We start from the raw sequence: 24,646 nt of genomic DNA, 5'->3' as shown, positions 1-24,646 counted from the left end.
CGATGGTGGCCGTTAAGGCCGCCCAGGCCACAGCCTTCACCACGCAGCCGCCCGCGGACGTGCGACTCTTCCTGCTTTACGGCACGGATCAGGGCGCGGTTTCGGAGCGTGCGGCGACTCTCGTGTCGATCTTGTCGGCGCGCGACCCGCAGGGTGCCACGGTCCTCAGGATCGGCTCCGACGAACTCTCCGGCAATCCAGGCCGCATCGCCGACGAAGCCCACGCCGACATGTTGTTCGGTGGCGCACCGCTCATCCGCCTCAAAATACTCGACGGTCGGCACAATGTCGTCCCGTCCCTGCGGCCGCTCGTTGAAGATCCGCCTGAAGCGGCCATCATCGTCGTCGAGGCCGACGAGCTCCGGGCCGGCGCGCCGCTCCGCCGCCTCTTCGAGGACTCACCCAACGCGGCGGCTATCCCCTTCTATGAGAGCAGCGCCGGCGATATCGCCGATCTCACCCGCAGCATGTTGCCCGAAGCCCAGGTCACCGTCGAACCCGACGCGCTCGATTACCTCATCGTCCATCTCGGCACCGACCGGGGCGTCGCACGCCGGGAGATCGAAAAACTGATCCTCTATGCGGGTGATGGCGCCGAGCTCACCCTTGCCGAGGTGACGACGGTCGTGGGAGAAAGCACCGAGCTGCGCAACGATCGCCTCATCGATCGGACGTTGACCGGGGACATTCAGGAGGTAGCCGCGGATCTCTCGCGTCTGGAGGCCGAAGGCGCATCCCCTTCAGCGCTCCTTGCGCAGATGCTCAACCATCTTTTGATGCTGGCTGGGCTCCAGGCAGAGGCCCGCAAGAGTGGTCTTGCGGTCGCGGTCGATCGAGCCCGGCCGCCGCTCCATTTCCGCAGGAAAGACAGCGTCAAGCGTGCCTTGCAGATCTGGTCACCCGAGGCGCTGCGGAAGGCCCGCGCCTCCATCGATGAGGCGATCCTGGAGACCCGGAAGCTGCCCGCCCTCGATTACGCGATCGCCTCTTTAGCACTCATGCGTCTGGCGCAGGTCGCGCGCCGCGTGGGGCGCCGTTAAGCCCGCTTAGACCTTCAGCTTCTGACACAGCATATCGAGCTGCTCCAGGTCGCGGTACTTGATGCGCACCTCGCCCTTCCCGTCCGCCTTGTGACGGATGTCGATCAGGAGCCCCAACCGGTCTCCGAGCTCGCGCTCCAGCGCGACCGTATCGGGGTCCTTCTCTCGGCTCCGCATCCCGGATTTGACATCCGGCTCGTCGGATTTCTGCGCAAGCTTTTCGGTATCGCGGACCGACAGCCCCTTGGCGATGGCGATCTCCGCAAGCTTCTCCGGGTCCACCGTATTGATGAGCGCTCGCGCATGGCCCGCCGTCAGCTTGCCGGTGCGGAGGTGGTCACGAACCTTCTCCGGCAACTTCAGGAGCCGCAGCGTATTCGTGACATGGACGCGACTCTTGCCGATGACATCGGCAAGATCACCCTGGCTGTAGCCAAATTCCTCGATCAAAGCCTGATAGCCGAGTGACTCTTCGAGTGGATTGAGATCGCTCCGCTGCACGTTTTCAACGATGGCGAGTTCGAGCGCCTCGCGGTCCGACACCTCCAGCAGCGTGATCGGAACTTCATGGATGCCGGCCCGTTGCGCTGCCCTCCAGCGCCGCTCACCGGCAATGATCTCGAATTCGTCGGGCGTGTCGGGCTTCGGCCGCACGACAATCGGCTGGACGAGCCCATGCGCCCGAATTGACGCCGCAAGATCTTCGAGCTCCTCGCCGGAAAACTCCCGCCGGGGATTGCGCGGATTGGGGTGAACGGTGGCGATGAGCGCGGTCTGAGGCTTCTGCGGGGCGACCGGCGCCTCTTGCATTTCCGGCACGGCATAATCCTGAAGCAACGCGTCGAGGCCGCGTCCGAGGCGCCGTGGTGGTTCAGCAGCCATCACTCAACACTCCCTTGATCGCGCACTACGCTGCCCGAAGCAGCCGTTCGCGCTGAATAACCTCACTGGCGAGCCTCAGATAGGCCTGGCTGCCAGCGCAGTTGATGTCATAGAGGATCGCCGGTTTGCCATGCGACGGCGCCTCCGAAATCCGGACATTGCGGGGGATGACGGTATTGTACACCTTGTCGCCCATATGCGAGCGCACGTCGTCGACCACCTGGCCGGACAGGTTGTTGCGCCCATCGAACATCGTGAGCACGATGCCATGGACGGAGAGCTCAGGATTGAGCCCGCGGCGCACCCGCTCCACCGTCGACAAAATCTGGCTGAGACCCTCGAGCGCGAAGAATTCGCACTGCAGCGGCACGAGCACGGCATGAGCCGCGGCCATCGCATTGATAGTGAGAAGGTTGAGCGACGGCGGACAATCGATCAGCACGTAGGTGTAAGGCGATTGCCCCTGCCCTCCGAGCCCAGTGAGCGCATGTCGCAGCCGGTAGGCACGATCCTGGAAGGCGGCAATCTCGAGCTCGACACCCAAGAGGTCGAGCGTCGACGGCGCGATGGAGAGACGCGGTACCACGGTTTCGAGCGCCACCTCGTTGACGGGCATCCCGTCCATGAGAATATCGTAGGTGGAGCGTGTCCGGCTCTCGCGGCCGATTCCAAGCCCGGTCGATGCATTGCCCTGCGGATCGAGGTCCACGATGAGGACGTCTTCGCCGATCGCTGCCAGCGCGGTACCGAGATTGATCGCCGTCGTCGTCTTGCCGACGCCGCCCTTCTGGTTGGCCACGACAAGGATTCGGGGAACGCTCGGGAGCCGCTCCAAGGCTTGCGGCATGGTCTAGGCCTTCCTGCGTTTCAGATGGGAGATGGCGGCGATGGTGCCGTCGCCCTCGGCGAGGCTCGGATACAATATCCGATCGAATTGCCAGATGTCAGACGCCGCCGCTTCTTCATGCACATATTCCTTGCCCTTCATCGCAAGGACAAGGCCATTTTCGGCGAGAAATGGTGCCGCAAGCTCAAGGAGACCCGGCAATGGCGCGAGCGCCCTGGCGCTCACGACATCGAAGCAGCCCCGAAATTCATCATGCAGCGCCTCAATTCGTCGCGCATGAACGGTGACGTTATCGAGGCCGCACACCCGCACGGCCTGGCGGAGGAAGGCCGCCTTCTTGTGATTGGCTTCGACGAGCCCGACCCTCTCGAGCCTGTCGTGCAGGACGATCGCCACGATGAGCCCCGGAAAACCCGCCCCGCTGCCGATGTCGAGCCACGAGGACGACTTCTGTTCGATCCCGATCGGGACGAGCTGCAGGCTGTCGCCGACATGCCGTTCCCACACCTCATCGATAGTTCGCGGCGAGACGAGGTTGTGCGTTCGCTGCCAGGTTTTCAGAAGCTCAACGAACGCGACGAGACGTTCCTCCGTCTCCGCTGTCACCAAATCACGGCAACGCGTCAGCAGTGTTTCACGTGAAGCATCTGCTTGTTCAGGCCGCACGGCGATCCCTCGCGGCACGCTTCAGATGCGCAAGAATGAGCGTCAACGCTGCCGGCGTCACGCCTTCGACCCGCCCCGCCTGGGCGAGGCTCGCCGGCCGCACGAGCTCCAGCCGCTCCCGCACCTCGTTGGAGAGGCCCGACAGACCGGCGAACGAGAAATCATCTGGGATCCCAATTGCCTCGTCCCGGCGCAGAGCCGCCACATCTTCCTTCTGTCGATCGAGATAGACCGCGTATCGAGCGTCCGTCGTGAGGTGCTTCTGTGTCGCGGGATCGGCCTCGCCGAGCTCCGGCCATATCGCTGCAACGGCCGACCACTCGATCTCAGGATAAGCCAGAAGCTCGAACGCGGACCGGCGGATGCCATCCTGATTGATCGGCAAGCCACGACGCCGCGCCTCGTTCGGTGTAATCCTGACCTCGCTCAGGAGAACACGGAACCGTGCGAGAGTCTCCGATTTCTTCCGGAACCGATTCGACCGCTCAGACCCGACGATGCCGAGTTCCTCACCAAACGGCGTCAGCCGCTCATCCGCGTTGTCGACCCGCAGTGCCAGCCGATATTCGGCCCGCGACGTAAACATGCGATAAGGCTCGCTGACGCCCTTCGTCACGAGATCATCGATCATCACACCAAGATATGCGTCCGATCGACGGACGCTGATCCCCTCGCCGCCGCCGGCCCGACGCGCAGCATTCACCCCCGCGATCAGACCCTGGGCCCCCGCCTCTTCATACCCCGTCGTGCCGTTGATCTGCCCGGCGAGAAAGAGGCCACTCACCTGCCGAAGCTCCAGCGTCGTGTCGAGCTCCCGCGGGTCGACATGGTCGTATTCGATCGCGTAACCCGGCCGCAGGATCTCTACCTGCTCAAGGCCGGGGACAGTCCGAACGAAGGCCTCCTGAAGCTCGGCCGGGAGCGACGTGGAGATGCCGTTGGGGTACACCGTATCGTCTCCGAGTCCTTCGGGCTCCAGAAAGATCTGGTGGCTCTCTCGATCGGCGAAGCGCACGACCTTGTCCTCGATCGACGGACAATACCGCGGTCCCCGGCCGGAAATGTTACCGACATGGATGGCCGACCTGGCGAGATTGCCGCGGATGATGTCATGGGTCGCCTGCGTCGTCCGCGTGATACCGCACTCGATCTGTGGCGTCGTAATCCGTTCGGTCATCATCGAGAACGGCTCGGCCGGGTCGTCGCCCGGCTGCATCTCAAGTGACGCCCAGTCGATCGTCCGCCCATCAAGCCGCGGCGGTGTACCGGTCTTTAGACGCCCGAGGCGAAGCTCTAGACGGTCAAGTGTCTCGGCGAGGGCAAGCGACGGTTTCTCGTCGACGCGACCGGCCGGCCACGAGCGTTCGCCAATATGCACCATGCCACGAAGGAACGTACCGGTCGTAATGACGACCGCGCCACAACGGATCTCGCGACCATCGGCAAGACGCAGGCCCTGGACCCGCCCTGCCCCGATGACAATATCGGCAGCCTCGCCCTCAAGAACCTCAAGCCCCGCCTGCTCGCTGATCAGACTTCGCATCGCAGCGCGGTAAAGGGTCCGATCGGATTGTGCTCGGGGCCCTTGCACCGCCGGGCCCTTTCGCCGATTGAGCATGCGGAACTGGATCCCCGCCGCATCGGCGGCCCGGCCCATGAGACCATCGAGCGCATCGATCTCACGCACGAGGTGTCCCTTGCCCAACCCGCCAATCGCCGGATTGCAGGACATGGTTCCAATTGTGTCGGCCCTATGCGTCACGAGGATCGTGCGTGCACCTGCGCGCGCGGAGGCGGAGGCCGCCTCGCACCCGGCGTGCCCGCCACCGATGACAACGACGTCGCAATTTAAGATCATGCTGACGATCTAGTGCCTTCCGTCCCGAATGGAAAGTTATGTTTCACGTGGAACTGCATCAGGTCGCGGGAAGCGCGTTTCACGTGAAACACGTGCGGGGACGGTTGAGGTCACTTTCCGATACAAAACCGTCCAAAGATGGCCCCAAGCACGCTCTCCGGATCCACCTCACCGGTGAGCCTCCCAATCGCCCTCAGACATGCGCGCAACTCTTCCCCCAAGAGCTCGTCAACCCTACCCGGCTCGCCTCGTTTCAGAACCGATTCGAGGCGCTCAGCCAACCGAATCAGCCCTTCCCTCTGCCGCACATTCACAACCGCCGCACCTGAGGCGCCGCCGGAGCTGGCGACGGCCTGCCCCGCCAACCACTCGCTCAGTGCGCCCTCAAGCTCCCGCAGCCCCTCTCCAGTGACGGCCGAGATCCTCCTCGGCCGACCAACACCGAGGCCCCCACTCTCAATCAGATCCGCCTTGGTCTCGATGACCCAGCATTCGGCACCCCCCGGGCTCACCTCGGCACTCGAAGGCCGCCCGCCCTCACCCGCCGGCACGAGCTCAAGCACCAGATCTGCATCTTTAGCCGCAAGCCGGGCCCGACGAACGCCTTCTGCCTCGACCGCACTCTCCGTCTCCCGCAATCCCGCAGTGTCGACCAGCGTGACCGCAAAACCAGAAAGCTCGAGCGGAACGGAGACAAGGTCCCGGGTCGTGCCAGGCTCTGCGCTCACGATCGCGACATCCCGGCGCGCAAACGCATTGAGCAAGGTCGACTTCCCCGCATTCGGCGCACCAACCAGCACGACAACGAACCCGTCGCGGATACGCTCGGCAAGCCGCGCTCCCGACAGAAGCTCGCGAACCTCCGACAACACGGCTCGCAGGCGGGTCACAACGTCGACCTCGGATCCGACATCGTCCTCATCGGAAAAGTCCAGTTGGGCTTCGACCTCCGCAACACAGTCGACCAACGTCCCCCGCCAGAACAGGAGCCGTTGAGACAACGCTCCTCGAGCCTGCCCCAAAGCCTGCCGCCTCTGCGCTTCGGTCTCCGCCGCGACGAGATCGGCAAGACCCTCCGCCTCTGTCAGGTCGAGACGGCCATTGAGGAATGCCCGGCGCGCAAATTCGCCGGGCTCGGCCATGCGAAATCCCGGCCATTGCGCAAGCGATTCGATCAGACGCGCGACGACAGCCCGGCTCCCGTGACACTGCAGCTCCACGGTATCCTCGCCGGTAAACGTCCCCGGTCCCGGCATCCACAGCACGAGGCCCTCGTCGATAAGGTCACGGTTCTCCGGATCCACCAAGGCCCTCACCACGGCCCGCCGCGGTTCCGGAAGGCCGCCGGCAAGCTCCCGCAGCGCCACCGCCGCTTCCGGCCCCGAAATTCGGACGATTGCGACCCCGGCCGGCAGCGCCCCGCTCGACAATGCGTAAATCGTATCCATGTCTTCTTGTAGTCGCCCTATGACAGCTTGCCGGAGACATTATGGCTCGAAACCGCCTCGCAGAGACCGCCAGTCCCTATCTCAAGCAGCATGCGGACAATCCCGTCCATTGGCAGCCATGGGATGAAGACGCGCTCGCGGAAGCGCGAGATCGCCAGGTCCCCATACATCTGTCCATTGGCTACGCTGCCTGCCATTGGTGCCATGTCATGGCGAATGAGAGTTTCTCCGATCGCGGAACAGCAGATTACCTCAATCAGAATTTCGTAAACATAAAGGTCGACCGCGAGGAACGCCCCGATATCGACCAGGTCTATATGGCCGCCCTCCACTCTCTCGGCGAGCCCGGCGGCTGGCCCCTGACGATGTTCCTGACACCCGCGACGGAGCCTTTCTGGGGTGGCACATACTTCCCGCCGACGCCGCGTTGGGGCCGACCAAGCTTCCGCCAGGTACTGCAAGCGGTCGCCGAGACATGGCAGCACAAGCCGGAAACCGTCAGCACCAACACAAAGGCCATCACGGACCATCTCACCCGCGGGAGCTCTCCCGCATCCACGCCCGGGGATCTTCCCAACCCCGAGCTCCTAGACGCATCCGCCGCTCAGATTCTCGTTCACTTCGATCTCGACCATGGCGGCCTTGCCGGCGCGCCAAAATTCCCCCAGGCACCGCTGCTTGAGATGATGTGGCGCGCACATCTGCGAACCGGAAACAGCGCCTATGCAGACGCTGTGCTGATCACGCTCCGCAACATCTGCCAGGGCGGCATTTACGACCATCTTGGCGGCGGCTTCGCACGCTATGCCGTCGACGACACCTGGCTGGTGCCGCATTTCGAGAAGATGCTCTCCGACAACGGACAGCTTCTCTATCTTCTCTGCCTCGCCTACGAAAAGACTCAAGACCCACTCTTCCGTGCGCGACTTGAAGAAACCGCCGATTGGCTTCTGACCGAGATGCGTCTGCCTTGCGGCGCTTTCGCCACGAGCCTCGACGCCGACACGAACCACGAAGAAGGCGCTACTTATGTCTGGCGCGCCGAAGAAGTTGACGATGTCCTCGGACCTGCCGCCCGACACTTCGCAGAGGTCTACGACGTCACCGACATGGGCAATTGGGAGGGCCACAACATCCTCAATCGCCTGCGTCCCGGCACCTTTGACTGGCGCGGGGCAAAGGATGAGGCTGCCCTCGCCCGCCATCGCGCGCAGCTCCTCAGCGCCCGCAAAAACCGCCCGCAGCCAGCTCGCGACGACAAAGTCCTGACCGATTGGAACGCCACGCTGATTGCAGCGCTCGCACGATCTTCCACGACGCTCTCCCGACCCGACCTCCTGAGCGCCGCTTCAGAGGCCTTCGCCTTTCTGACCAAGCTGCAAAGCGAATCCGGCTCCCTGACCCATGCCTGGTGCGATGGCCGGGTGACTGCAGGCGCCCTCGCCACTGACTATGCGCAGATGATGCGCGCCGCTCAGGAACTCCATACCGCCACAGGTCAAAAGGACTATATCGACTCAGCTAAGGAGTTCTTTTCGCGCCTGGAAGCGTCACACTACGACGAGGACTCAGGCGCCTATTATCTAGCGAACGCGGACAATACCGCGCTCTTTGCGCGTCTCCACTCAGACTCTGATGAAGCTATGCCCGCAGCCACAGGCGTGATCGCAGAAGCGTCGGCCCGACTCTTTCTGCTCACCGGAGAGCAACGCTATCTCGAGCGAGCAGCGACGATCATCCGCCATCAGGCGGCGTCGATCGCACACAACCTCATCGCGACAGCCAGTGTTCAGAATGCGTGGGACACGGTCCTGCGCGCCCGCCACCTGATCGTCCTCGGATCGAGATCGAAGTTCGACCCAGCAATCCACGACGTCGTCAACGCCGAAGCGGACCCCGCCCTCATGAGGGAATATCAAGCTCCGTCCTCCGCAACCGAGACGAGGCTCAGGCTCTGCGACATGGACAGATGCTATCCGGACGTCACGCGCTCCGAGGAGATCGCTGACCTTCTATCGCGCACCCGCGGCGGACACGCCAGATAAGGCAAAGGCGCCTGATCTCTCAGACGCCTTTCCCGGTCTAGGTGTTCATCGAATCGAAGAACTCGGAATTCGATTTCGTATGTCGGAGCTTGTCGAGAAGGAACTCGATCGCGTCGACGACACCCATCGAAGCGAGGATCCGGCGCAGGACGAAGATCTTCTGCAGGTCCGCACGCGGCACGAGAAGCTCTTCTTTTCGCGTCCCGGACTTCAGGATGTCCATAGACGGGAAGACACGCTTGTCGGCGACCTTACGGTCGAGCACGATCTCCGAATTGCCGGTGCCCTTGAACTCTTCGAAGATCACTTCGTCCATCCGGCTGCCCGTATCGATGAGCGCCGTCGCGATGATCGTCAGCGAGCCGCCCTCTTCGATATTGCGTGCCGCACCGAAGAAACGCTTCGGCCGCTGCAACGCATTGGCGTCGACACCACCGGTCAGCACTTTGCCCGAAGACGGCACAACGGTGTTGTAGGCACGTCCCAGACGCGTGATCGAATCGAGCAGGATGACGACGTCCCGTCCATGTTCGACGAGCCGCTTCGCCTTCTCGATGACCATCTCGGCCACCTGCACGTGCCGCACAGCCGGCTCGTCGAACGTCGATGAGATCACTTCGCCGCGCACCGTGCGCTGCATGTCCGTGACTTCTTCCGGTCGCTCGTCGATCAAAAGCACGATGACGTAGCATTCTGGGTGATTCGAGGTGATCGAGCCGGCGATATTCTGCAACAGAACCGTCTTGCCGGTTCGCGGCGGCGCCACGATCAGTCCGCGCTGACCCTTGCCCAAGGGCGCCACCAGATCGATGACCCGCGCCGACATGTCTTTCACCGTCGGATCGTCCACTTCCATCTTGAAGCGTTCGTCCGGATAAAGCGGCGTCAGATTGTCGAAATGGACCTTGTGCTTGGCCTTGTCCGGTTCCTCGAAATTGATCGTATTGACCTTGAGGAGCGCAAAATAGCGCTCACCCTCTTTCGGGCTACGGATCTCGCCCTCGATCGTATCGCCCGTCCGCAATGAAAAACGTCGGATTTGCGACGGCGAAACGTAGATATCGTCGGGCCCGGGCAGATAATTCGCATCAGGAGACCGCAGAAAGCCGAAGCCGTCCTGCAGCACCTCAATAACGCCCTGTCCAATGATAGTAATGTCATGTTCCGCGACCTTTTTCAGGATCGCGAACATAAGTTCTTGCTTGCGCAAAGTACTGGCGTTTTCAACGTCGTACTCTTCCGCAACAGCAAGAAGATCGGTAGGCGACTTCGCCTTCAGGTCTTGGAGTCTGATTTCTGCCATGTGATTGAGTCCCGTGCAAAACACGGTGGAAGAGGCATGGGTAAAAGGGAGGCACCGCCCCGGTGCGGGAAACTAACGGCCGGCCCCCAGCTTGCGCCGCGGCTAGCCATTCACGCCAGTTCTTTTCGCTTAACCCGGTCCGACCGGAATCACAAGCGCTAATTCATCCGCGTCAGAAGGGACGCACGATGACGAGGATCACAATACCGATCATCAGGAGCGTCGGAACCTCGTTGATCGCTCGGTAGAACTTCTCGGGCCGCGTGTTGCGGTCCTCTGCAAACTCCCGCACCCACCGTGCCATGAACAGATGGGAGATCGTCAGCAACACGACAAGAGCCAGTTTGAAATGGAACCACCCCTGGTCCCAGGCATAGGTGATGGTGGCCGCCCAAAGACCGAAGATCCAGCTCGCAACCATCGCGGGCGTCATGATCGCCTTGAGCAGGCGCCGCTCCATCACCTTGAAGAGCTCAGACTGCTCGGAACCCGCGGCGACCTTCGTGTGATAGACCATCAGACGCGGCAGGTAGAGAAGTCCCGCCATCCAGGCAATGATCGAGATCACATGCCATGCCTTGATCCATAACGGATTGACATACCAAAAGAAATCCGAGACTGCCGCGACAAGGCCATCCATCGTTTACTTGCCCCGTACGAGCTTCACAAACGTCTCGACATGCTCCACCGGCGTGTCCGGCGTGATCCCATGTCCGAGATTGAAGATATGGGGATAACCACGCATCGCCTCGAGGATGCTGCGCACACCGTCCTCCAGGGCCTTGCCACCGACGATGAGGCGCATCGGGTCGAGATTTCCCTGCAAGGGCTTGCCGCCCGCATTCTTCCGCGCAGCCTCAAGAGGCGTCGACCAATCGAGCCCGATCGCATCGGCGCCGGTTCCTTCGGCATAACGCGTCAGCCGTGCTCCACCGCCCTTCGGGAATGCGATCACCCTCGCGCCTGGAACTTCGGCCCGAACCTTCTCGATGATGACGCGCACCGGCTCGATCGCCCAGCGCTCGAAACCCTCTTCGTCGAGAACGCCAGCCCATGTATCGAAAATCTGAACTGCATCCGCACCCGCCTTCAGCTGTGCCACGAGATACCGCGCCGACGCATCAACGAGGATATCCATGAGCGCCTGAAAGCGCTCCGGCTCACCGAGCGAAAGACGCCGGGCCGGCCCCTGATCGCCCGTCCCGGTCCCCGCGACCATATAGGTCGCCACGGTCCAGGGAGCACCACAGAAGCCGAGGAGCGTCGTCTCCTGGGGAAGCTCCGTCCGCACCCGCTCGACCGTCTCCAGCACCGGTGCAAGGAACGCCGTGACGTCCTTGCCCGCCAGCTCTCCGATACGAGCCGGATCGATCGGCTCCAGCCGCGGTCCGTGCCCTTCCTCGAAAGCCACTTTCTGACCAAGCGCGTCGGGAATGACGAGGATGTCGGAAAACAGGATTGCGGCATCGAAACCGAAACGCCGGATCGGTTGAAGCGTCACCTCGGTTGCGAGTTTCGGCGTGTAGCACAGGTCCAGGAACCCGTTCGCCTGACTGCGCGTTTCCCGGTATTCGGGAAGGTAGCGCCCTGCCTGACGCATCATCCAAAGCGGAGGTGTCTCTAGGCTTTCGCCGTCGAGGACTCGAAGAAGCGATCTTGCCGAAGCCACAGGTGCTCTTAACCCCAAATTAAAGGTTTTAAGGATTCTTCTGTTGTTATTGGCCGGTGGATTACCCGGATTCAAATCGCCCCACAACACATCAATCCGCGGCAAAGGCGCCCCGCCTTATTGATCCCCCAGGGGAAAACACCGGGGATAGGGTCTTAAGTGACTCTCCGGAAGCCGCGCCTGACAAGCCTTTACGGCTGCACACCGTGCATTTCCATCTCTGGCCACCAGCTGTGAATCGCGCCGCGTTGTCGACTCATTCCCACAGCCTGTTGCCAATCGTCTCCGCGCCATCCAAATTGTGGATCGTCGTCGGGACAGTGGGGGCGCAATCGGCGTGTTCGCTCCCGGCGTGAAAAAACGGCCCCTTTATCCACGGTCATCCCCTTGGCGCCGACGCGGTTCTTCCATCTCCACCTGATTTCCGATGCGACGGGCGAGACCCTGATCAACGTCGGACGTGCCGCTGCGGCCCAGTATGCCGGCATTCATGCGGTCGAACACATCCACTCTCTGGTGCGCACGGCCAAGCAGATCGAGCGCATTGTGCTTGAGTTGGAAAACTCGCCGGGGATTGTCCTCTACACGCTCGTCGACGAGAAATTGGCGGAGCTCCTGGAAGCACGCTGCAACGAATTGTCGATCCCGGCCGTCTCGGTTTTGGATCCGGTCTTGCAGGCCTTTCAGGCCTATCTCGGGACTCGTTCCACAGGCCGGATCGGCGCCCAGCACGCGCTCGATGCGAGCTATTTCGAGCGTATCGAAGCGCTCAATTTCACCATGATGCACGACGACGGCCAGCTGCCGCGCGATATCGACGAAGCCGATGTGATGCTTCTCGGCGTCAGCCGCACGTCGAAGACGCCGACCTCGATCTACCTCGCCAACCGGGGCATCAAGACGGCAAACCTGCCGATCGTGAAGGGTATTCCGGTGCCCGCTTTGGTGACGCGTGCCAAGACCTGCCTGGTCGTTGGGCTCGTCGCGAGCCCGGATCGAATCGTCCAAATTCGCCAAAACCGGGTCTTGAGCCTCTCGCCGGAGGACGACAACCCGGCCTATCTCGACCGCACGGCCGTTTCCCAGGAGGTACTGGAGACACGACGCCTGTGTGCGAAATACGGCTGGCCCTTGATCGATGTGAGCCGCCGATCGATCGAGGAAACCGCCGCCGCCGTGTTGGCGCTTCTGGGAGAACGGCGCGGAAAGCAAATGGCATGACAGAGCTTGTTCTCGCTTCGGGCAGCAAGGCCCGCAAAGCCCTCCTTGCGGGCACGGGCCTCGCCTTCCGCCAGGTTTCACCCGAACTCGACGAGCTGGCAGCCTCCGAACCTCTGCTCCGAGCCGGGGCGGGCGCCGGCGATATCGCCTCCACGCTCGCTCTTGCGAAAGCCACGCTGGCGAGTGAGGCAGACCCGCAAGCCCTCGTCATCGCCGCCGACCAGACCTTGGAGCTCGACGGACGCATGTTCCGCAAGGCCGAGAATATGGAGGCCGCCCGCCAACAGCTTCTCGAGCTCTCGGGCAAGACGCACTATCTCCATTCCGCTGTCGCGTGCATGCGTGCCGGCAAAACGCTCTTTGAAGCCCACGACAGCGCCGCCATCACCTTGCGCGCGATCGTGGCGGATGAAGTCGGCCGCTACCTGGCGGACGCAGGTCCACAGATTCTCTCCAGCGTCGGTCTCTATCAGTTTGAGGGGCCCGGCATACGGCTGATTGAAAGTGTCGAGGGCGACTATTTCACCGTACTCGGCCTGCCGCTGTTACCGCTTCTCGGCTTTCTGCGCCAAAACGGCCTTGGGACGTTCTGATATGCTGCGCGCCTGCGTGACGGGTTGGCCCGTTTCACATTCGCGTTCGCCCCTGATCCATGGCTTCTGGCTCAAGCGCTATAATATTGAAGGCGACTATAGTTTACGCGCAGTGCCAGTGCAGGAGGCCGCATCGTTCTATGGCGGCTTCGCTGCTTCCGGATATGTCGGCGCAAATGTTACCGTGCCGCACAAAGAGGTCGCCTGTGCTGCAGCATCGATATGCTGCGCTGCAGCGGAACGCCTGGGTGTCGCCAACACGCTTTGGCTCGAAGACGGGCTCCTTGTGGCCGACAACACCGATGGGATTGGCTTCCTCGCCTCTCTCGATCAGGTAGTGCCAGCGTGGTCTGAAAAGACCGAATGCGCGCTGATTGTCGGCGCGGGCGGCGCGAGCCGGGCCGTCATCGATGCCCTCGTGCAAGGCGGCGTGGAGAGGATCGAACTCCTGAACCGTACGGAAGCCCGTGCCCGCGAGGTTGCGGAGCGCTTTCCTGGCAAGGTCCGAGCCTTTGGGCTCGACGCTCTCGCGTCACGACTCTCCTCTGCAGATTTAGTGATCAACGCAACTTCGGCGGGGCTCGCCGGCGCCGAGCTCTCGGTTCCGTGGGACGGCGCAAAGGACTCCGCCATCGTCACCGATCTCACCTATGTGCCGCTTCAAACACCGTTCCTTCGCGGCGCCGCTTCGGCCGGTTTGACCACGGTCGATGGCCTCGGAATGCTGTTGCATCAGGCCGTGCCCGGATTTGAGCGCTGGTTCGGTGTCCGCCCCGTCGTGGACGCGGCGTTGCGGGACATCGTTGTCGCCGATCTAATCGAAAGAGACTCATGTTCGTAATAGGACTCACTGGCTCCATGGCTATGGGGAAGTCGACGACAGCGGCGATGTTCCGACGCCGTGGGATTGCCGTGCACGATTCCGATCGCGCCGTGCACGACCTCTATCGGGGCGCTGCCGTCGAGCCGATCGAACAGGCCTTTCCGGGGGTCACGGCAGATGGCGAAGTCGATCGAAAGAAGCTCGGCGCGGCCCTTGCCGGCGACATCGACCAGCTCGCCCGTCTGGAGAAGATCGTCCACCCTCTGGTGCGCGCGAAAACGGTCGAATTCGGCGAACAGGCAGCGCGCGACGGTGCTCCGATCGTCGTCCTCGATATCCCCCTTCTGTTTGAAACCGGCGCCGAGCAATGGATGGATTGCGTCGTGGTCGTGACGACCTCGCCGGAAACGCAGCGCGAACGGGTGCTCGCCCGCCGTGGCATGACGGAGGAGCTTTTCGAGAAGCTTCTGGCCCGGCAGGTGCCGGACGCCGACAAACGGCGCCACGCCCACTTCATCATCGACACCGGATTTGGGTTTGAGGCGGCCGAGCGCGACGTCGAGACGATCCTGCGGGCGACATCCGCACTGATCTGAGCCCGCGCCGGACCCGCGGGAATCAGTCAGGGATCAGTCAGGGAAAAGCCGCTTTTCGCGTTCAGATCGGTTGTATCTGAGCGAACCGAAATCCATGATCACGCCATGCGGGAAATCGTCTTCGATACGGAAACCACTGGCCTCGACGCTCTCAAGGGTGACAGGCTGATCGAGATCGGCTGCGTGGAGATCATCAATCGGATCGCCACCGGTCGCTTCTATCACGCCTATATCAACCCGGGATGCGCGATCAGCCCCGACGCGGTCGCCGTGCACGGCCTGACCGAGGAATTTTTGCGCGACAAGCCGGCGTTCCTCGAATGCGTGGGTGACTTCCTGGAGTTCGTTGGCGATGCACCGCTCGTCGCGCACAACGCGTCCTTCGACCGCGGCTTCATCAACATGGAGCTTTCGAAGGCCGGCTATTCCGTCATTCCGGACGAGCGCTTCGTCGACACCCTCATGCTGGCACGGCGCAGACATCCGGGCGGGATGAACTCTCTCGATGCGCTCTGCGCCCGCTACGGCATCGATAATTCCAAGCGCACCAAACACGGAGCGCTCCTCGATGCGGAGATCCTCGCCGAAGTCTATGTCGAATTGCAGGGGGGGCGTCAGGCGCTGCTCGCGCTTGGCAGTTTCTCAGAAGGTGCCTCGAACACGGGCACACTCCGGCAAGTCGGACCGCGGCCACGCGCCTTGCCGTCGCGGTTGAGCGAGGAGATGCGCGCGGCACACCGCGCCTTCGTGGAAGCCGAAATGGGTGAGGACGCGCTCTGGCTGAACGTCTGGAAGGACGACGAAGAGCGCGTCTCTCTGAAGCCTCAGGCCGTGGTCGGTGCGTCCGCCTGAGCCTGCGCGGCCCGCTGGCGATAAAGCGCGGCGAAATCCACCGGATCGATCATCAACGGCGGGAAACCGCCCTGGCGCGTCGCGTCGGCGAGGATCTGGCGCGCGAACGGGAAGAGCAGACGCGGGCATTCGATCAGGATGATCGGATGAAGATGCTCCTGCGGAACGTTGCGGATCTGGAAAAGGCCCGCATAGACGACTTCGGTGATGAAGAGCGTCTCGTCTCCGCGGCTTGCTTTCGCATCAAGCTTCAGCTCGACTTCGAACTGACCGTCGGCGATCGGACGCGCGTTCACGTTGACGTTGACGTCGAGCGACGGATTGGCGCTTGCGGGCCTCAACGAGTTCGGCGCACTGGGATTTTCGAAAGAAAGGTCTTTGATGTACTGGCCGAGCACATGAATTCCCGGCCCTTGCGCCGATGCCTGGCTCTTCGCATCCGTGCCGGCGGCCTGCTCGCCGCCATTGCTGGCATTATTGACCATATCGTCTTTCCAAAGCTGTCATTGGGAACAGTTGCCCGCGCCTAGCATGCGGTGCGGTGAGCCACAACCGCGCACCGCCCGCGATCGCCCTCTATTGCACCCTTGAGGCGACTTTCCCGGGCTGCTGCGCATTTTTCGTCTGCGCCTCGTCCGATCTCTGCCGACCGGACCAGATAGCTCGCGCGTCCTTCAGCGAGGGCGGTTCCGATCCGGATCGATCTCGTGCACCTCGAACTCGCCCTCATCCAGGTCGACGACGGTCTCCCCATCGGGGCCGCGCCGCGTCGACTGATAGCTCGACGAACCGTAACTCTGGGTGCCGACCACGCGGAGATCGACCCGCGACAGGACGAACTGCCAGATGCGCCCGCGCACAGCGGGCACGAAAAGCAGAAATCCGAGCGTGTCGGTGACGAAGCCAGGCGTCAGGAGCATCACCCCGGCAACGGCGATCAGAGCCCCGTCGGCAAGGTTGCGCGCCGGCATGCGCCCGGATTCCAGATCACTACGGATGCGCAAAATGGTCCTGAGCCCCTGATGGCGCAGAAGCGCCGTGCCGAGGATCGCCGTCAGCAGCGTCAAAAGCAGCGTCGGGGCGAGGCCGATATACTGCCCGACAACGACGAACGTGCCGACCTCGATCAGCGGGATAAGGAGGAGGAGAAGGAAAATTGGCATGGGTTCAATCCTGATCCTGCGATATGGTGTCTCGGCCGGTTTTTTAAAGACTTTCCTGCGACCTGCTGGACTCGGCCGGGATCGTGCTTACATTGCCGGGGAAGAAAGCGAACGCCCGTAGGGAGCGTGCACGATATCGGCATGAGCGGCTTTTTCGACATTTATTCTCTGATCTTCCTGGTGATCGCGGTCGTCATTTTTATGCGGCTCGGCAGCGTCCTGGGCCGTCGCACCGGCAGCGAACCCTCGCCCTATGAGAACGGCCGCAAACCGCCTGTCGCGGCCCGTCATAGCGCTGAGAACGTCGTGACCCTGCCGCGTCCCGGTCAGGCGCCCGAGCGGGAAATGCCGAGCGCCCCCGATTGGAGCGCTCTGAAGCGCCATGCCAAGCCCGATACGCCGCTTTATGACGGGCTTGTGGCGATTAGCCGCGCGGATCCCGCCTTCGAGCCAGATTCCTTCCTGGAAGGCGCCAAATCCGCTTACGAGATGGTCGTGCAGGCCTTCGCCGCGGGCGATCGAACCACCTTGCGGTCCCTCCTCTCCAACGATGTGTACGAGAGCTTCGCGACCGCCATGAGCGAGCGGGAGCAGCGTGGCGAGAGGCTCGAGACGAGCTTTGTCGGCTTCGAGAGTGCAAAGCTCACGGAGGCGGAGCTGGAAGACAAGGTCGCGCGTGTCTCCGTCCGCTTCAAATCCGAGATCGTATCCGTCACCTATGACGATGAGGGCCGCGTCATCGAGGGCGATCCCAACACCGTTCAGAAGCCCGACGAAGTCTGGACCTTCGCCCGTGCCACGACGAGCCGCGATCCCAATTGGGAGCTGGTCGCAACCGGCTCCAGCTGAGCACCGCCGGTGGCTGGAGATGCCCCGACCTCGCCCATCACAACTCTGACCTCGTCCGTCTCCGACGCGGACGAGCGTTGGTCGTTGTCTCTCGAATCCCTTCCGGGCTGGCACGAGGACGACCATCGCGCCGCCTTTCGGGTCTTCCGCAAATCGGCCGAAAGGCTCCTCGCTGAGGACACGCTTTCGCCTGACAGTTTTCCCGATCTGAAAGCGCCCGCTGCCGCGGCGCTGCGTCTCCCGGTCGAGCCGTCATCCGCAGAGGCTTGCCGTTTCTTCGAGACCTATTTCGTGCCGGCGCCCGCGACTTCCGAGGGCCTCCTCACAGGTTATTATGAACCGGTGATCGAAGCCCGGCGCGAGCCTTCCGAGGCGTTCAGCGTGCCGATCTATGGGCCACCCGAGGAGGCCGTCCAAACCGAGATCACCGATCAGCCCCCGCTTTGCCCCAACCGCGCGGCGATCGAAGCTGGTGCCTTGGCGGATCGTGGCTTGGAACTCGCCTACGTGGCCGATCCCGTCGATCTCTTCTTCATCCATGTCCAAGGCTCGGCGCGCCTTTCTTTCGGTGATGGCCGGCATATGCGCATCGGCTTTGCCGGAAAATCGGGCCACGCTTACACTTCCATCGGGCGCCTCGCCGTCGAGCGCGGCTATCTGGAAAAAGCGGAGGCCGGCAAAGCCGGTCTCGAACATTGGCTCAAGGCGCACCGCGAGGCCGGCCGCCGGCTCATGGCCGAAAACCGATCCTTTATCTTTTTCAAAGAGGTCGTCGATCTCGCTTCCGAGGCGGGGCCTTTGGGCGCAGCGGGTGTCCCGCTCAGCGCCGGCCGAAGCCTCGCCGTCGACCCGGCCTTCTCCCCCCTCCACCTGCCGGTGTTCGTCACCGCGCCACCCCTTCCGGGTTTCGGGCCCGGCGCGTTTCGCCGCCTGATGGTCGCGCAGGATGTGGGCTCGGCGATCAAGGGTGCCGGGCGCGCCGATATATTTGCAGGCTCCGGGGAGGACGCCGGAGCCGCGGCGGGTGAGATCCGGCATCGCGGCGTCCTGCTTCCGCTTCTCCCGAAAGCGTGCGCCTGAGATGGCCCGCAAACAGCTGTCACCTGAAGACAAGGCACTCTGGGATAAGGTGCGACGCACCGTGCGGCCCTTAAAAAGCCGCTCGCTCCGCGACGAACTCGCCGCTCAGGCAGCGACGCCGCAGGGTGATGCGTCGCCCCAGACGAGCGCCTCCGCCCTCACCGCCGGAAAGCGCAGCCCAGCTCCATTGCCCGTCGACGCTGTCTTTTCTCCACAACCGAAACCCCGCACCGCACCGCGCGCCGCCGCAGCGCTTGAGCCCCGGCTGAAGCGCCGTCTCCTGCGCGGCCGCCTTGAGCCCGACGCGCGCATCGACCTGCATGGCATGACCCAGCAACGCGCCCATGATCGCCTCCTGGCTTTTCTGGGCGGCGCGCAGGCGCGTGGCCATGTCCTGGTCCTCGTCATCACCGGCAAGGGCCGCTCGGAAGGCGAAGGGGTGTTGAAAACGATGGTGCCGCGATGGCTCGCGGAGCCCGCGTTCCGCGAGCTCGTCGTCGCTTATGAGCACGCCTCCCGTCATCACGGAGGCGACGGGGCGCTTTATGTCAGATTGCGCCGCCGCGGCCCAAATAGCCGGCGTCCGGACGGCGGGGCAGGCGCCGCGAACCGGCTCGCATCATTGCCGAAATGGTCCACATAGCGCGGATTGAGCGCGCTGACCGGCAGAATGACCAGGATATCCGTCGTGCCGAACTGATAGTCGACGACGGCCCCTTCACCGACATAGCCGCCAAGGCGGAGATACCCTTTGATCAGCGGCGGAAGCTGGCGAAGCGCCGCCTTGGCGTCGATCTCTTCGGCCGCCATGCGGTTCATGTCGACGTAACGCTCATCGACCGCGCGCACCCGCCACTCTTCGGGCGCCAGCGCGTTGTGATGGAGAAAGCTCAAAGGCAGGGCGAGCTTGTCGGGATCGGTGCCTGGAATGCTGGCACAACCGATCATCACGTCCATGCCGTGCATCAAGACGTAGCTCCAGATGCCGTGCCACAGGAGTTCCACCGTCCGTTTGTCGCGGTAAGGCTTCAGCACGCAGGAGCGGCCGAGCTCCAGAAAGCGCAGATGCGGATAACGCGCGACGAGCGATCCGACATCGTATTCCCCGGCCGAGTAGAAGCCGCCGTTGATTTCAGCAATTTCCTGCCGCAACAGCCGGTAGGTGCCGACGATCTCGGGCTTCGAGCGCAGGAACGGTCGCCGCGGGACGGCGTGATCAAGCACCAGAAGATGGTCGCAGATGAGGTCGTAAGGATCGGCGTCGCGCCGTCGCTGATAGGTTTCGTCGTCGGCAATGGCTGCCATCTCTTCGTAGAAGACATGATAGCGCAGCCCTTGCGACCGGCGGATCTCAGAGGGCGAACGGGCAAGCCGCGCCTCGAGATCTCCGAGCCTTCCGAGCGTTCCGACATGGCGGGCTGCCCGCCAAGGGGCGCGACCCGGTTTTGCGAATGGGCGTACGAAACCGCTGCCCCGAGCCCTCCCGAGACCGGGCGCAAAACGCCGCACCAGTCGTCGTGGAGAGAGATGATGCCGTCCCTGCATGGCCTCCCTGCCCCTGGGGAATCTCGATCTCATGCGCTTTCCTTAAACGATCGCGCCGACATCGACCAGAGTTGCCATATTCCATAAGAAAAACATGACATTGGAGTGACGTGGCCGGCCTGGAGAGCATCGGAGGCACGATCACGGTCGATTGGTCGCGGCCAGTTTTCGCCTCCCCCCGGGAGGAAGCAAACGCGCGATCGATACAGTCGCGGCCACGTGCTCCTGCAGGGGGACTCCCAATATGCCGCCGTAACCGGCTAGACTTTCCCGCAACCAGCGCTGTGCATGATCGTTGAGATCTGAACGCAAGGCAGGAAAGAGCCGGGAAATACCGGCCGGATGGGAGGGGAACATGCGGTTTGGCACCGCGGCGATGGCCGTTGCTGCGATATTTACCCTTGGCTCCAGCGAGGTTTCTGCTGCCGAGCTTTCGATCGTCTCGGGTTCTGTCGGTGCCGATATTCAGGAATTGCGCACGCAGCTTGCGGAATTCGAGGCGGAGACCGGCCACCAGGTCGACATCGTCGAGATGCCGGCCTCGACGAGCGACCAGTTCGGGCAATATCGCTTGTGGTTGGCGGCTGGCACCGATGACATCGACATCTACCGTGTCGACGTGATCTGGGCGCCTCAGCTTGCGAATCAGTTCGTCGATTTGCGCGACGCCATGGCCGACGTCATCGGCGACCATTTCCCCTCCGTGATCGAATCACAGACGGTCGAGGGGCGGCTCGTCGCATTCCCGATGTATACGGATGCCCCGGCGCTCTTCTATCGCAAGGACCTTCTGGAAAAATACGGCAGGAACCCGCCCGCGACCTGGGAGGAGCTGACCGAAACCGCCAAAGTGATCCAGGATAAGGAACGCGCCGCCGGCAGCGGTCAGATCTACGGCTTCGTCTTTCAGGGTGCCCCTTATGAGGGCCTCACCTGCAACGGCCTCGAATGGGTCGCCTCTAGCGGCGGCGGGCAGATCGTCTCGCCAGAGGGCGAGATCACCATCAACAACGAGAGGGCCGCCCAGGCGCTGGAGCGGGCGCGTGGCTGGGTGAGGGACATCGCCCCCGCCGGTGTGCTCGCCTACAAGGAAGAGGAGGCCCGCGGCGTCTGGCAGACCGGCAACGCCGTCTTCATGCGCAACTGGCCTTACGCCTATGCGCTGTCGAACGGTGAGGATTCGCCGGTCAAAGGCAAGTTTGAGGTAACGACGCTGCCCGCCGAGCCCGGCAGTCGCTCGGCTCCCTGCCTCGGCGGCTGGAACTTAGCCGTGTCGAAATATTCCAAGCACAAGAAAGAAGCGATCGAGCTCGTTCGCTTCCTGTCGTCCCGCAAAGCGCAGAAGGAGCGGGCACTCACCTATGCGCGGCTGCCGACGATCCCGGCGCTCTATGACGATCCGGACATCGCCGAACGCCAGCCGATCATCGCCGAATGGGCAGATGTCGTCGAAAAGGCTGTGCCGCGTCCCTCCGCACCCACGAAACGTCAGTACAACGAAGTGTCGAAGGAGTTCTGGACCGCCGTCAACGAGACGCTCTCCGGTGCGGCATCGGCTGAAACCAATCTTCAGACGCTGGAGCACCGGCTGCGGCGCCTGAAGCGGGATGGCTGGCGATGACGAACGCGATTCCCGGCGCCCCGCCGACCGACGATGCGATGCGGACCGAAGAACAGCCGGCGGCGCGTTCGGCGCTTTCAAGGCAGCGGCTCGCCTCCGCCTGGCTCTTTCTCACGCCGATGCTCGCCGTCCTCGCTTTCGTCGCCGGCTGGCCGCTCCTGCAGACGATCTGGTTTTCCTTCACCGATGCGAGTTTGGCCGATCTCGATGCCGCCCGCTTCGTCGGCCTGCGCAACTATTTCGAATATGTCGATTATGGCGACGGGACCGGGGAATGGTTCGGTCTCTTCTTCGACGCCCAATGGTGGAACGCGGTGTGGAACACCGTCTATTACACCCTCGTCTCCGTCTCGATCGAAACCGTCCTCGGCCTCATCGTGGCGCTCGTCCTCAACGTCCCGTTTCGCGGCCGAGGCTTTGTGCGGGCTGCCGTTCTCATCCCTTGGGCGATCCCGACGATCGTCTCGGCCAAGATGTGGGCGTGGATGATGAACGACCAGTTCGGCATTCTGAACGACATGCTGATGTCGGTCGGCATCCTCTCCCATCCGATCGCCTGGACCGCCTCGCCGGAGACGGCGATGTGGGCCGTCATCATCGTCGATGTGTGGAAGACGACGCCGTTCATGGCGCTTCTCATCCTCGCCGGGCTGCAGATGGTGCCCTCCGACGTCTACGAAGCGGCGAAAATCGACGGCGTCCATCCGGTCAAGGTGTTCTTCAAGGTGACGCTGCCGCTCATCCGCCCGGCGATCCTGGTCGCCGTCATCTTCCGGGCGCTCGACGCCCTGCGCGTCTTCGACCTCATCTACGTGCTGACCCCCAACAACACCGAAACCAAGACGATGTCGGTGTTCGCTCAGGAAAACCTCTTCCAGTTCGATCAGTTCGCCTATGGCTCGGCCGCCTCGACGCTCCTATTCCTGGTGATTGCGGCGATCACGCTCGTCTACATCAAGGCGGCGCGGCTCAATCTCGGGGGAGGGCGCTGAGATGCCGGCCTTCGTGAAGCGGACGGCCTTTTATGCGCTCGTCGTCCTGATCGTGCTCTTCTCGATCTTCCCGTTCTATTATGCCATCCTGACGAGCTTCAAATCGGGCACGGCGCTCTTTCGCGTCGACTATCTGCCGACGGATTTCTCGCTCGCCAATTACCGCGACGTGCTCGTCAACGGCGTCTTCCCGCTCAACATCTTGAATTCCGTCATCGTCGCCTTCGTGGTCGTGGCGATCTCGCTCTTCCTGGCGGTGACGGCGGCCTACGCCTTGTCGCGTATCGAGTTTCGCGGCCGCGGCATCCTGCTTTTGACGATTCTCGCCGTTTCGATGTTTCCGCAGATCGCGGTTCTCGCCGGGCTTTTCGAACTCGTCCGCCTTTTCGGCCTCTACAATTCGCTCTTTTCGCTGATCCTCGCCTATATGATCTTCACCCTACCGTTCACGGTCTGGGTGCTGACGACCTTCATGCGGGATTTGCCGGTGGAGATCGAAGAGGCGGCGATCGTCGACGGCGCAAAGCCCATGACCATCGTCATGAAGGTGTTTCTCCCCTTGATGTGGCCGGCGCTGGTGACGACGGGGCTTCTCGCCTTCATCGCCGCCTGGAACGAATTCCTTTTCGCGCTCACTTTCGTGTCGAGCAACGATACGCGCACCGTGCCCGTCGCGATCGCGCTTCTATCCGGCGCTTCGGAGCAGGAGATTCCCTGGGGCACGATTATGGCGGCGTCCGTTGTCGTGACGGTGCCGCTCATCGTTCTCGTGCTGATTTTCCAGCGCAAGATCGTCTCGGGCCTGACGGCCGGAGGTGTGAAGGGATGAGCGACGCCCTGGATCGCGGTGGCTGGGTTGTCGGGGGCTGGATCGTGGAGGGAATGTGGGTACGCGGTCAGCCGTCGGAGACGTTTTCGTTGGGATAGACGCCCCAGAGCGAATTCTGCTCCATCCAGCCTTCGTATTTGTCGCCGCGAACGTCGCACCAGCCCTCGCGGCAGCGCACCACGTCGGTCACCACGCCCGATTCGAGAATCGCCGTCACCCGTGCCGTCTCACTTGCGTCCGCATGCGCATTGAAGCGCTCGCCTTTGGCCCAGGGGGCTACGATCGCCGTGCGCCGCCCGGACAGGAGGCTCTGGTGGATCCAGCCTTCCGCGCCATCCGAATCACGCACCTTCCGCCAGGTTTCGAATTCCTGGATGATCTCGACGGGCAGACCGGCCCGCACGAAGCGCCAGGCAATGCCGTAGTTTTTGCCGGGCCCCTTGCGGACGTTGACGGCATTTGATTTCAAGCTGACGAAGCGTGGTAATGGATAGCCGCTTGGCCCCACTTTCGGGGCCTGCGCCCATCCAGGCTCGCCCGGCCACGCCACGGCGAGCAGGGCCAAGACAAGAAGAAGGCTGAGACGAGAACGAAGGAAGAGGAGAGGGCGCATCATCTGCGGTCGGAAAATCACACCGGGAGGTGTTAGCGCCATTCCGCCGCGAGGCCAAGCGCCCCTTCGTTCCTTGTTTTTGAGCAGCCCTTTGCTAGAGAGATGTTAAAG

Annotated in this window: 26 protein-coding genes; 13 read left to right on the top strand and 13 right to left on the bottom strand. The window is 62.8% G+C overall.

The window, feature by feature from the left end:
• The first annotated feature begins 2 nt into the window (after window positions 1-2).
• On the top strand, window positions 3-1,040 hold the full coding sequence (holA, locus tag BLP76_RS09635) for a DNA polymerase III subunit delta (RefSeq protein ID WP_092811998.1): 1,038 nt from the start codon (window positions 3-5) through the stop codon (window positions 1,038-1,040).
• 6 nt (window positions 1,041-1,046) lie between these two features.
• Here holA and BLP76_RS09630 read toward each other — a convergent pair whose 3' ends face one another.
• From BLP76_RS09630 to mnmE, 5 genes are all read right to left on the bottom strand, one after another.
• A complete protein-coding gene (locus BLP76_RS09630) occupies window positions 1,047-1,922 on the bottom strand; it encodes a ParB/RepB/Spo0J family partition protein (protein WP_092811996.1) in 876 nt (291 codons plus the stop codon).
• 25 nt (window positions 1,923-1,947) lie between these two features.
• The gene (locus tag BLP76_RS09625; RefSeq protein ID WP_092811994.1) at window positions 1,948-2,769 is read right to left on the bottom strand and encodes a ParA family protein; all 822 of its coding nucleotides are present in this window, start codon (window positions 2,767-2,769) and stop codon (window positions 1,948-1,950) included.
• A gap of 3 nt (window positions 2,770-2,772) precedes the next feature.
• Complete coding sequence (rsmG, locus tag BLP76_RS09620; protein WP_170130554.1) at window positions 2,773-3,375, bottom strand: 16S rRNA (guanine(527)-N(7))-methyltransferase RsmG; 603 nt, start codon at window positions 3,373-3,375, stop codon at window positions 2,773-2,775.
• A 49-nt stretch (window positions 3,376-3,424) separates the two neighbouring features.
• Window positions 3,425-5,293, bottom strand: coding sequence for a tRNA uridine-5-carboxymethylaminomethyl(34) synthesis enzyme MnmG (gene mnmG, locus BLP76_RS09615; RefSeq protein WP_092811990.1), 1,869 nt, complete (start codon window positions 5,291-5,293; stop codon window positions 3,425-3,427).
• 110 nt (window positions 5,294-5,403) lie between these two features.
• Window positions 5,404-6,741, bottom strand: a complete 1,338-nt coding sequence (gene mnmE, locus BLP76_RS09610; protein ID WP_092811988.1) for a tRNA uridine-5-carboxymethylaminomethyl(34) synthesis GTPase MnmE — start codon at window positions 6,739-6,741, stop codon at window positions 5,404-5,406.
• A gap of 41 nt (window positions 6,742-6,782) precedes the next feature.
• On the opposite strand from mnmE, the gene BLP76_RS09605 reads away from it, so the two are divergent.
• Window positions 6,783-8,786 carry a thioredoxin domain-containing protein gene (locus BLP76_RS09605; RefSeq protein ID WP_092811986.1) on the top strand — a complete coding sequence of 668 codons (2,004 nt, stop codon included), beginning with the start codon at window positions 6,783-6,785 and terminating at the stop codon, window positions 8,784-8,786.
• A 37-nt stretch (window positions 8,787-8,823) separates the two neighbouring features.
• Here the strand turns inward: BLP76_RS09605 and rho are convergent, their stop codons facing one another.
• From rho to hemE, 3 genes are all read right to left on the bottom strand, one after another.
• A complete protein-coding gene (gene rho / locus BLP76_RS09600) occupies window positions 8,824-10,089 on the bottom strand; it encodes a transcription termination factor Rho (protein WP_092811984.1) in 1,266 nt (421 codons plus the stop codon).
• A 172-nt stretch (window positions 10,090-10,261) separates the two neighbouring features.
• Window positions 10,262-10,729: a protoporphyrinogen oxidase HemJ gene (hemJ, locus tag BLP76_RS09595; RefSeq protein WP_092811982.1), complete on the bottom strand. Its 468-nt coding sequence runs from the start codon at window positions 10,727-10,729 to the stop codon at window positions 10,262-10,264.
• Window positions 10,730-10,732: 3 nt separating this feature from the next.
• Entirely contained in the window at window positions 10,733-11,758 is a 1,026-nt protein-coding gene (gene hemE, locus BLP76_RS09590) for a uroporphyrinogen decarboxylase (RefSeq protein WP_092811980.1), read from the bottom strand.
• Between the two features lie 387 nt (window positions 11,759-12,145).
• Here hemE and BLP76_RS09585 point away from each other — a divergent pair, with 387 nt between their 5' ends.
• The 5 genes from BLP76_RS09585 to dnaQ all read left to right on the top strand — a co-directional run bounded on the left by BLP76_RS09585 (window position 12,146) and on the right by dnaQ (window position 15,843).
• Window positions 12,146-12,979: a pyruvate, water dikinase regulatory protein gene (locus BLP76_RS09585; protein ID WP_092811978.1), complete on the top strand. Its 834-nt coding sequence runs from the start codon at window positions 12,146-12,148 to the stop codon at window positions 12,977-12,979.
• Complete coding sequence (locus BLP76_RS09580; protein WP_092811976.1) at window positions 12,976-13,572, top strand: Maf family protein; 597 nt, start codon at window positions 12,976-12,978, stop codon at window positions 13,570-13,572. Before BLP76_RS09585 ends, BLP76_RS09580 begins: the two co-directional genes overlap by 4 nt.
• A gap of 1 nt (window position 13,573) precedes the next feature.
• Window positions 13,574-14,413: a shikimate dehydrogenase gene (locus BLP76_RS09575; protein WP_092811974.1), complete on the top strand. Its 840-nt coding sequence runs from the start codon at window positions 13,574-13,576 to the stop codon at window positions 14,411-14,413.
• Window positions 14,404-14,991 (top strand): dephospho-CoA kinase, encoded by a 588-nt coding sequence (gene coaE / locus BLP76_RS09570; protein ID WP_092811972.1) that lies wholly within the window; start codon window positions 14,404-14,406, stop codon window positions 14,989-14,991. Before BLP76_RS09575 ends, coaE begins: the two co-directional genes overlap by 10 nt.
• Window positions 14,992-15,096: 105 nt before the next feature.
• The gene (gene dnaQ, locus BLP76_RS09565) at window positions 15,097-15,843 is read left to right on the top strand and encodes a DNA polymerase III subunit epsilon (protein WP_092811970.1); all 747 of its coding nucleotides are present in this window, start codon (window positions 15,097-15,099) and stop codon (window positions 15,841-15,843) included.
• Here the strand turns inward: dnaQ and secB are convergent.
• Window positions 15,816-16,328, bottom strand: coding sequence for a protein-export chaperone SecB (gene secB / locus BLP76_RS09560; protein WP_092811968.1), 513 nt, complete (start codon window positions 16,326-16,328; stop codon window positions 15,816-15,818). The genes dnaQ and secB overlap by 28 nt on opposite strands.
• Before the next feature lie 189 nt (window positions 16,329-16,517).
• Window positions 16,518-17,006, bottom strand: coding sequence for an FxsA family protein (locus BLP76_RS09555; RefSeq protein WP_092811966.1), 489 nt, complete (start codon window positions 17,004-17,006; stop codon window positions 16,518-16,520).
• 141 nt (window positions 17,007-17,147) lie between these two features.
• On the opposite strand from BLP76_RS09555, the gene BLP76_RS09550 reads away from it, so the two are divergent.
• Both BLP76_RS09550 and mltA read left to right on the top strand, forming a co-directional pair.
• Window positions 17,148-17,855: a Tim44/TimA family putative adaptor protein gene (locus BLP76_RS09550; protein WP_092812140.1), complete on the top strand. Its 708-nt coding sequence runs from the start codon at window positions 17,148-17,150 to the stop codon at window positions 17,853-17,855.
• A 9-nt stretch (window positions 17,856-17,864) separates the two neighbouring features.
• The gene (mltA, locus tag BLP76_RS09545) at window positions 17,865-18,935 is read left to right on the top strand and encodes a murein transglycosylase A (RefSeq protein WP_244514522.1); all 1,071 of its coding nucleotides are present in this window, start codon (window positions 17,865-17,867) and stop codon (window positions 18,933-18,935) included.
• Window positions 18,936-19,005: 70 nt separating this feature from the next.
• On the opposite strand, the gene BLP76_RS19205 is transcribed toward mltA, so the two are convergent.
• Window positions 19,006-19,326 (bottom strand): hypothetical protein, encoded by a 321-nt coding sequence (locus tag BLP76_RS19205; RefSeq protein ID WP_338081676.1) that lies wholly within the window; start codon window positions 19,324-19,326, stop codon window positions 19,006-19,008.
• Here BLP76_RS19205 and BLP76_RS19200 point away from each other — a divergent pair.
• On the top strand, window positions 19,261-19,578 hold the full coding sequence (locus tag BLP76_RS19200) for a Smr/MutS family protein (RefSeq protein WP_338081675.1): 318 nt from the start codon (window positions 19,261-19,263) through the stop codon (window positions 19,576-19,578). The genes BLP76_RS19205 and BLP76_RS19200 overlap by 66 nt on opposite strands.
• Here the strand turns inward: BLP76_RS19200 and olsB are convergent.
• Window positions 19,479-20,480: a l-ornithine N(alpha)-acyltransferase gene (gene olsB, locus BLP76_RS09535; RefSeq protein WP_092811962.1), complete on the bottom strand. Its 1,002-nt coding sequence runs from the start codon at window positions 20,478-20,480 to the stop codon at window positions 19,479-19,481. The genes BLP76_RS19200 and olsB overlap by 100 nt on opposite strands.
• 376 nt (window positions 20,481-20,856) lie before the next feature.
• On the opposite strand from olsB, the gene BLP76_RS09530 reads away from it, so the two are divergent.
• The 3 genes from BLP76_RS09530 to BLP76_RS09520 are packed head-to-tail and all read left to right on the top strand — an operon-like array spanning window position 20,857 to window position 23,922.
• Window positions 20,857-22,101, top strand: coding sequence for an ABC transporter substrate-binding protein (locus tag BLP76_RS09530; protein ID WP_244514529.1), 1,245 nt, complete (start codon window positions 20,857-20,859; stop codon window positions 22,099-22,101).
• Window positions 22,098-23,093: a carbohydrate ABC transporter permease gene (locus tag BLP76_RS09525; protein ID WP_092811958.1), complete on the top strand. Its 996-nt coding sequence runs from the start codon at window positions 22,098-22,100 to the stop codon at window positions 23,091-23,093. Before BLP76_RS09530 ends, BLP76_RS09525 begins: the two co-directional genes overlap by 4 nt.
• A gap of 1 nt (window position 23,094) precedes the next feature.
• Complete coding sequence (locus BLP76_RS09520) at window positions 23,095-23,922, top strand: carbohydrate ABC transporter permease (protein WP_092811956.1); 828 nt, start codon at window positions 23,095-23,097, stop codon at window positions 23,920-23,922.
• A 67-nt stretch (window positions 23,923-23,989) separates the two neighbouring features.
• Here BLP76_RS09520 and BLP76_RS09515 read toward each other — a convergent pair whose 3' ends face one another.
• The gene (locus BLP76_RS09515) at window positions 23,990-24,538 is read right to left on the bottom strand and encodes an SH3 domain-containing protein (RefSeq protein ID WP_200170502.1); all 549 of its coding nucleotides are present in this window, start codon (window positions 24,536-24,538) and stop codon (window positions 23,990-23,992) included.
• Between the last annotated feature and the right edge of the window lie 108 nt (window positions 24,539-24,646).

The sequence above is a fragment of the Afifella marina DSM 2698 genome (assembly GCF_900102695.1).
GTDB lineage: Bacteria > Pseudomonadota > Alphaproteobacteria > Rhizobiales > Afifellaceae > Afifella > Afifella marina.
The sequence above is the reverse complement of the archived record's forward strand: the minus strand, read 5'-3'. Positions and strand labels throughout refer to the sequence as shown.

Coding starts and splice junctions, on each gene's coding strand:
- coaE (WP_092811972.1), top strand. CDS start 14,404: ATGTTCGTAATAGGACTCACTGGCTCCATGGCTATGGGGAAGTCGACG.
- BLP76_RS19205 (WP_338081676.1), bottom strand. CDS start 19,326: ATGGCCACGCGCCTGCGCGCCGCCCAGAAAAGCCAGGAGGCGATCATG.
- holA (WP_092811998.1), top strand. CDS start 3: ATGGTGGCCGTTAAGGCCGCCCAGGCCACAGCCTTCACCACGCAGCCG.
- hemJ (WP_092811982.1), bottom strand. CDS start 10,729: ATGGATGGCCTTGTCGCGGCAGTCTCGGATTTCTTTTGGTATGTCAAT.
- BLP76_RS09580 (WP_092811976.1), top strand. CDS start 12,976: ATGACAGAGCTTGTTCTCGCTTCGGGCAGCAAGGCCCGCAAAGCCCTC.
- secB (WP_092811968.1), bottom strand. CDS start 16,328: ATGGTCAATAATGCCAGCAATGGCGGCGAGCAGGCCGCCGGCACGGAT.
- mnmE (WP_092811988.1), bottom strand. CDS start 6,741: ATGGATACGATTTACGCATTGTCGAGCGGGGCGCTGCCGGCCGGGGTC.
- BLP76_RS09625 (WP_092811994.1), bottom strand. CDS start 2,769: ATGCCGCAAGCCTTGGAGCGGCTCCCGAGCGTTCCCCGAATCCTTGTC.
- BLP76_RS09550 (WP_092812140.1), top strand. CDS start 17,148: ATGAGCGGCTTTTTCGACATTTATTCTCTGATCTTCCTGGTGATCGCG.
- BLP76_RS09530 (WP_244514529.1), top strand. CDS start 20,857: ATGGCCGTTGCTGCGATATTTACCCTTGGCTCCAGCGAGGTTTCTGCT.
- BLP76_RS09520 (WP_092811956.1), top strand. CDS start 23,095: ATGCCGGCCTTCGTGAAGCGGACGGCCTTTTATGCGCTCGTCGTCCTG.
- dnaQ (WP_092811970.1), top strand. CDS start 15,097: ATGCGGGAAATCGTCTTCGATACGGAAACCACTGGCCTCGACGCTCTC.
- BLP76_RS09630 (WP_092811996.1), bottom strand. CDS start 1,922: ATGGCTGCTGAACCACCACGGCGCCTCGGACGCGGCCTCGACGCGTTG.
- BLP76_RS19200 (WP_338081675.1), top strand. CDS start 19,261: ATGACCCAGCAACGCGCCCATGATCGCCTCCTGGCTTTTCTGGGCGGC.
- mnmG (WP_092811990.1), bottom strand. CDS start 5,293: ATGATCTTAAATTGCGACGTCGTTGTCATCGGTGGCGGGCACGCCGGG.
- BLP76_RS09515 (WP_200170502.1), bottom strand. CDS start 24,538: ATGATGCGCCCTCTCCTCTTCCTTCGTTCTCGTCTCAGCCTTCTTCTT.
- BLP76_RS09555 (WP_092811966.1), bottom strand. CDS start 17,006: ATGCCAATTTTCCTTCTCCTCCTCCTTATCCCGCTGATCGAGGTCGGC.
- olsB (WP_092811962.1), bottom strand. CDS start 20,480: ATGCAGGGACGGCATCATCTCTCTCCACGACGACTGGTGCGGCGTTTT.
- BLP76_RS09605 (WP_092811986.1), top strand. CDS start 6,783: ATGGCTCGAAACCGCCTCGCAGAGACCGCCAGTCCCTATCTCAAGCAG.
- BLP76_RS09575 (WP_092811974.1), top strand. CDS start 13,574: ATGCTGCGCGCCTGCGTGACGGGTTGGCCCGTTTCACATTCGCGTTCG.
- BLP76_RS09525 (WP_092811958.1), top strand. CDS start 22,098: ATGACGAACGCGATTCCCGGCGCCCCGCCGACCGACGATGCGATGCGG.
- rho (WP_092811984.1), bottom strand. CDS start 10,089: ATGGCAGAAATCAGACTCCAAGACCTGAAGGCGAAGTCGCCTACCGAT.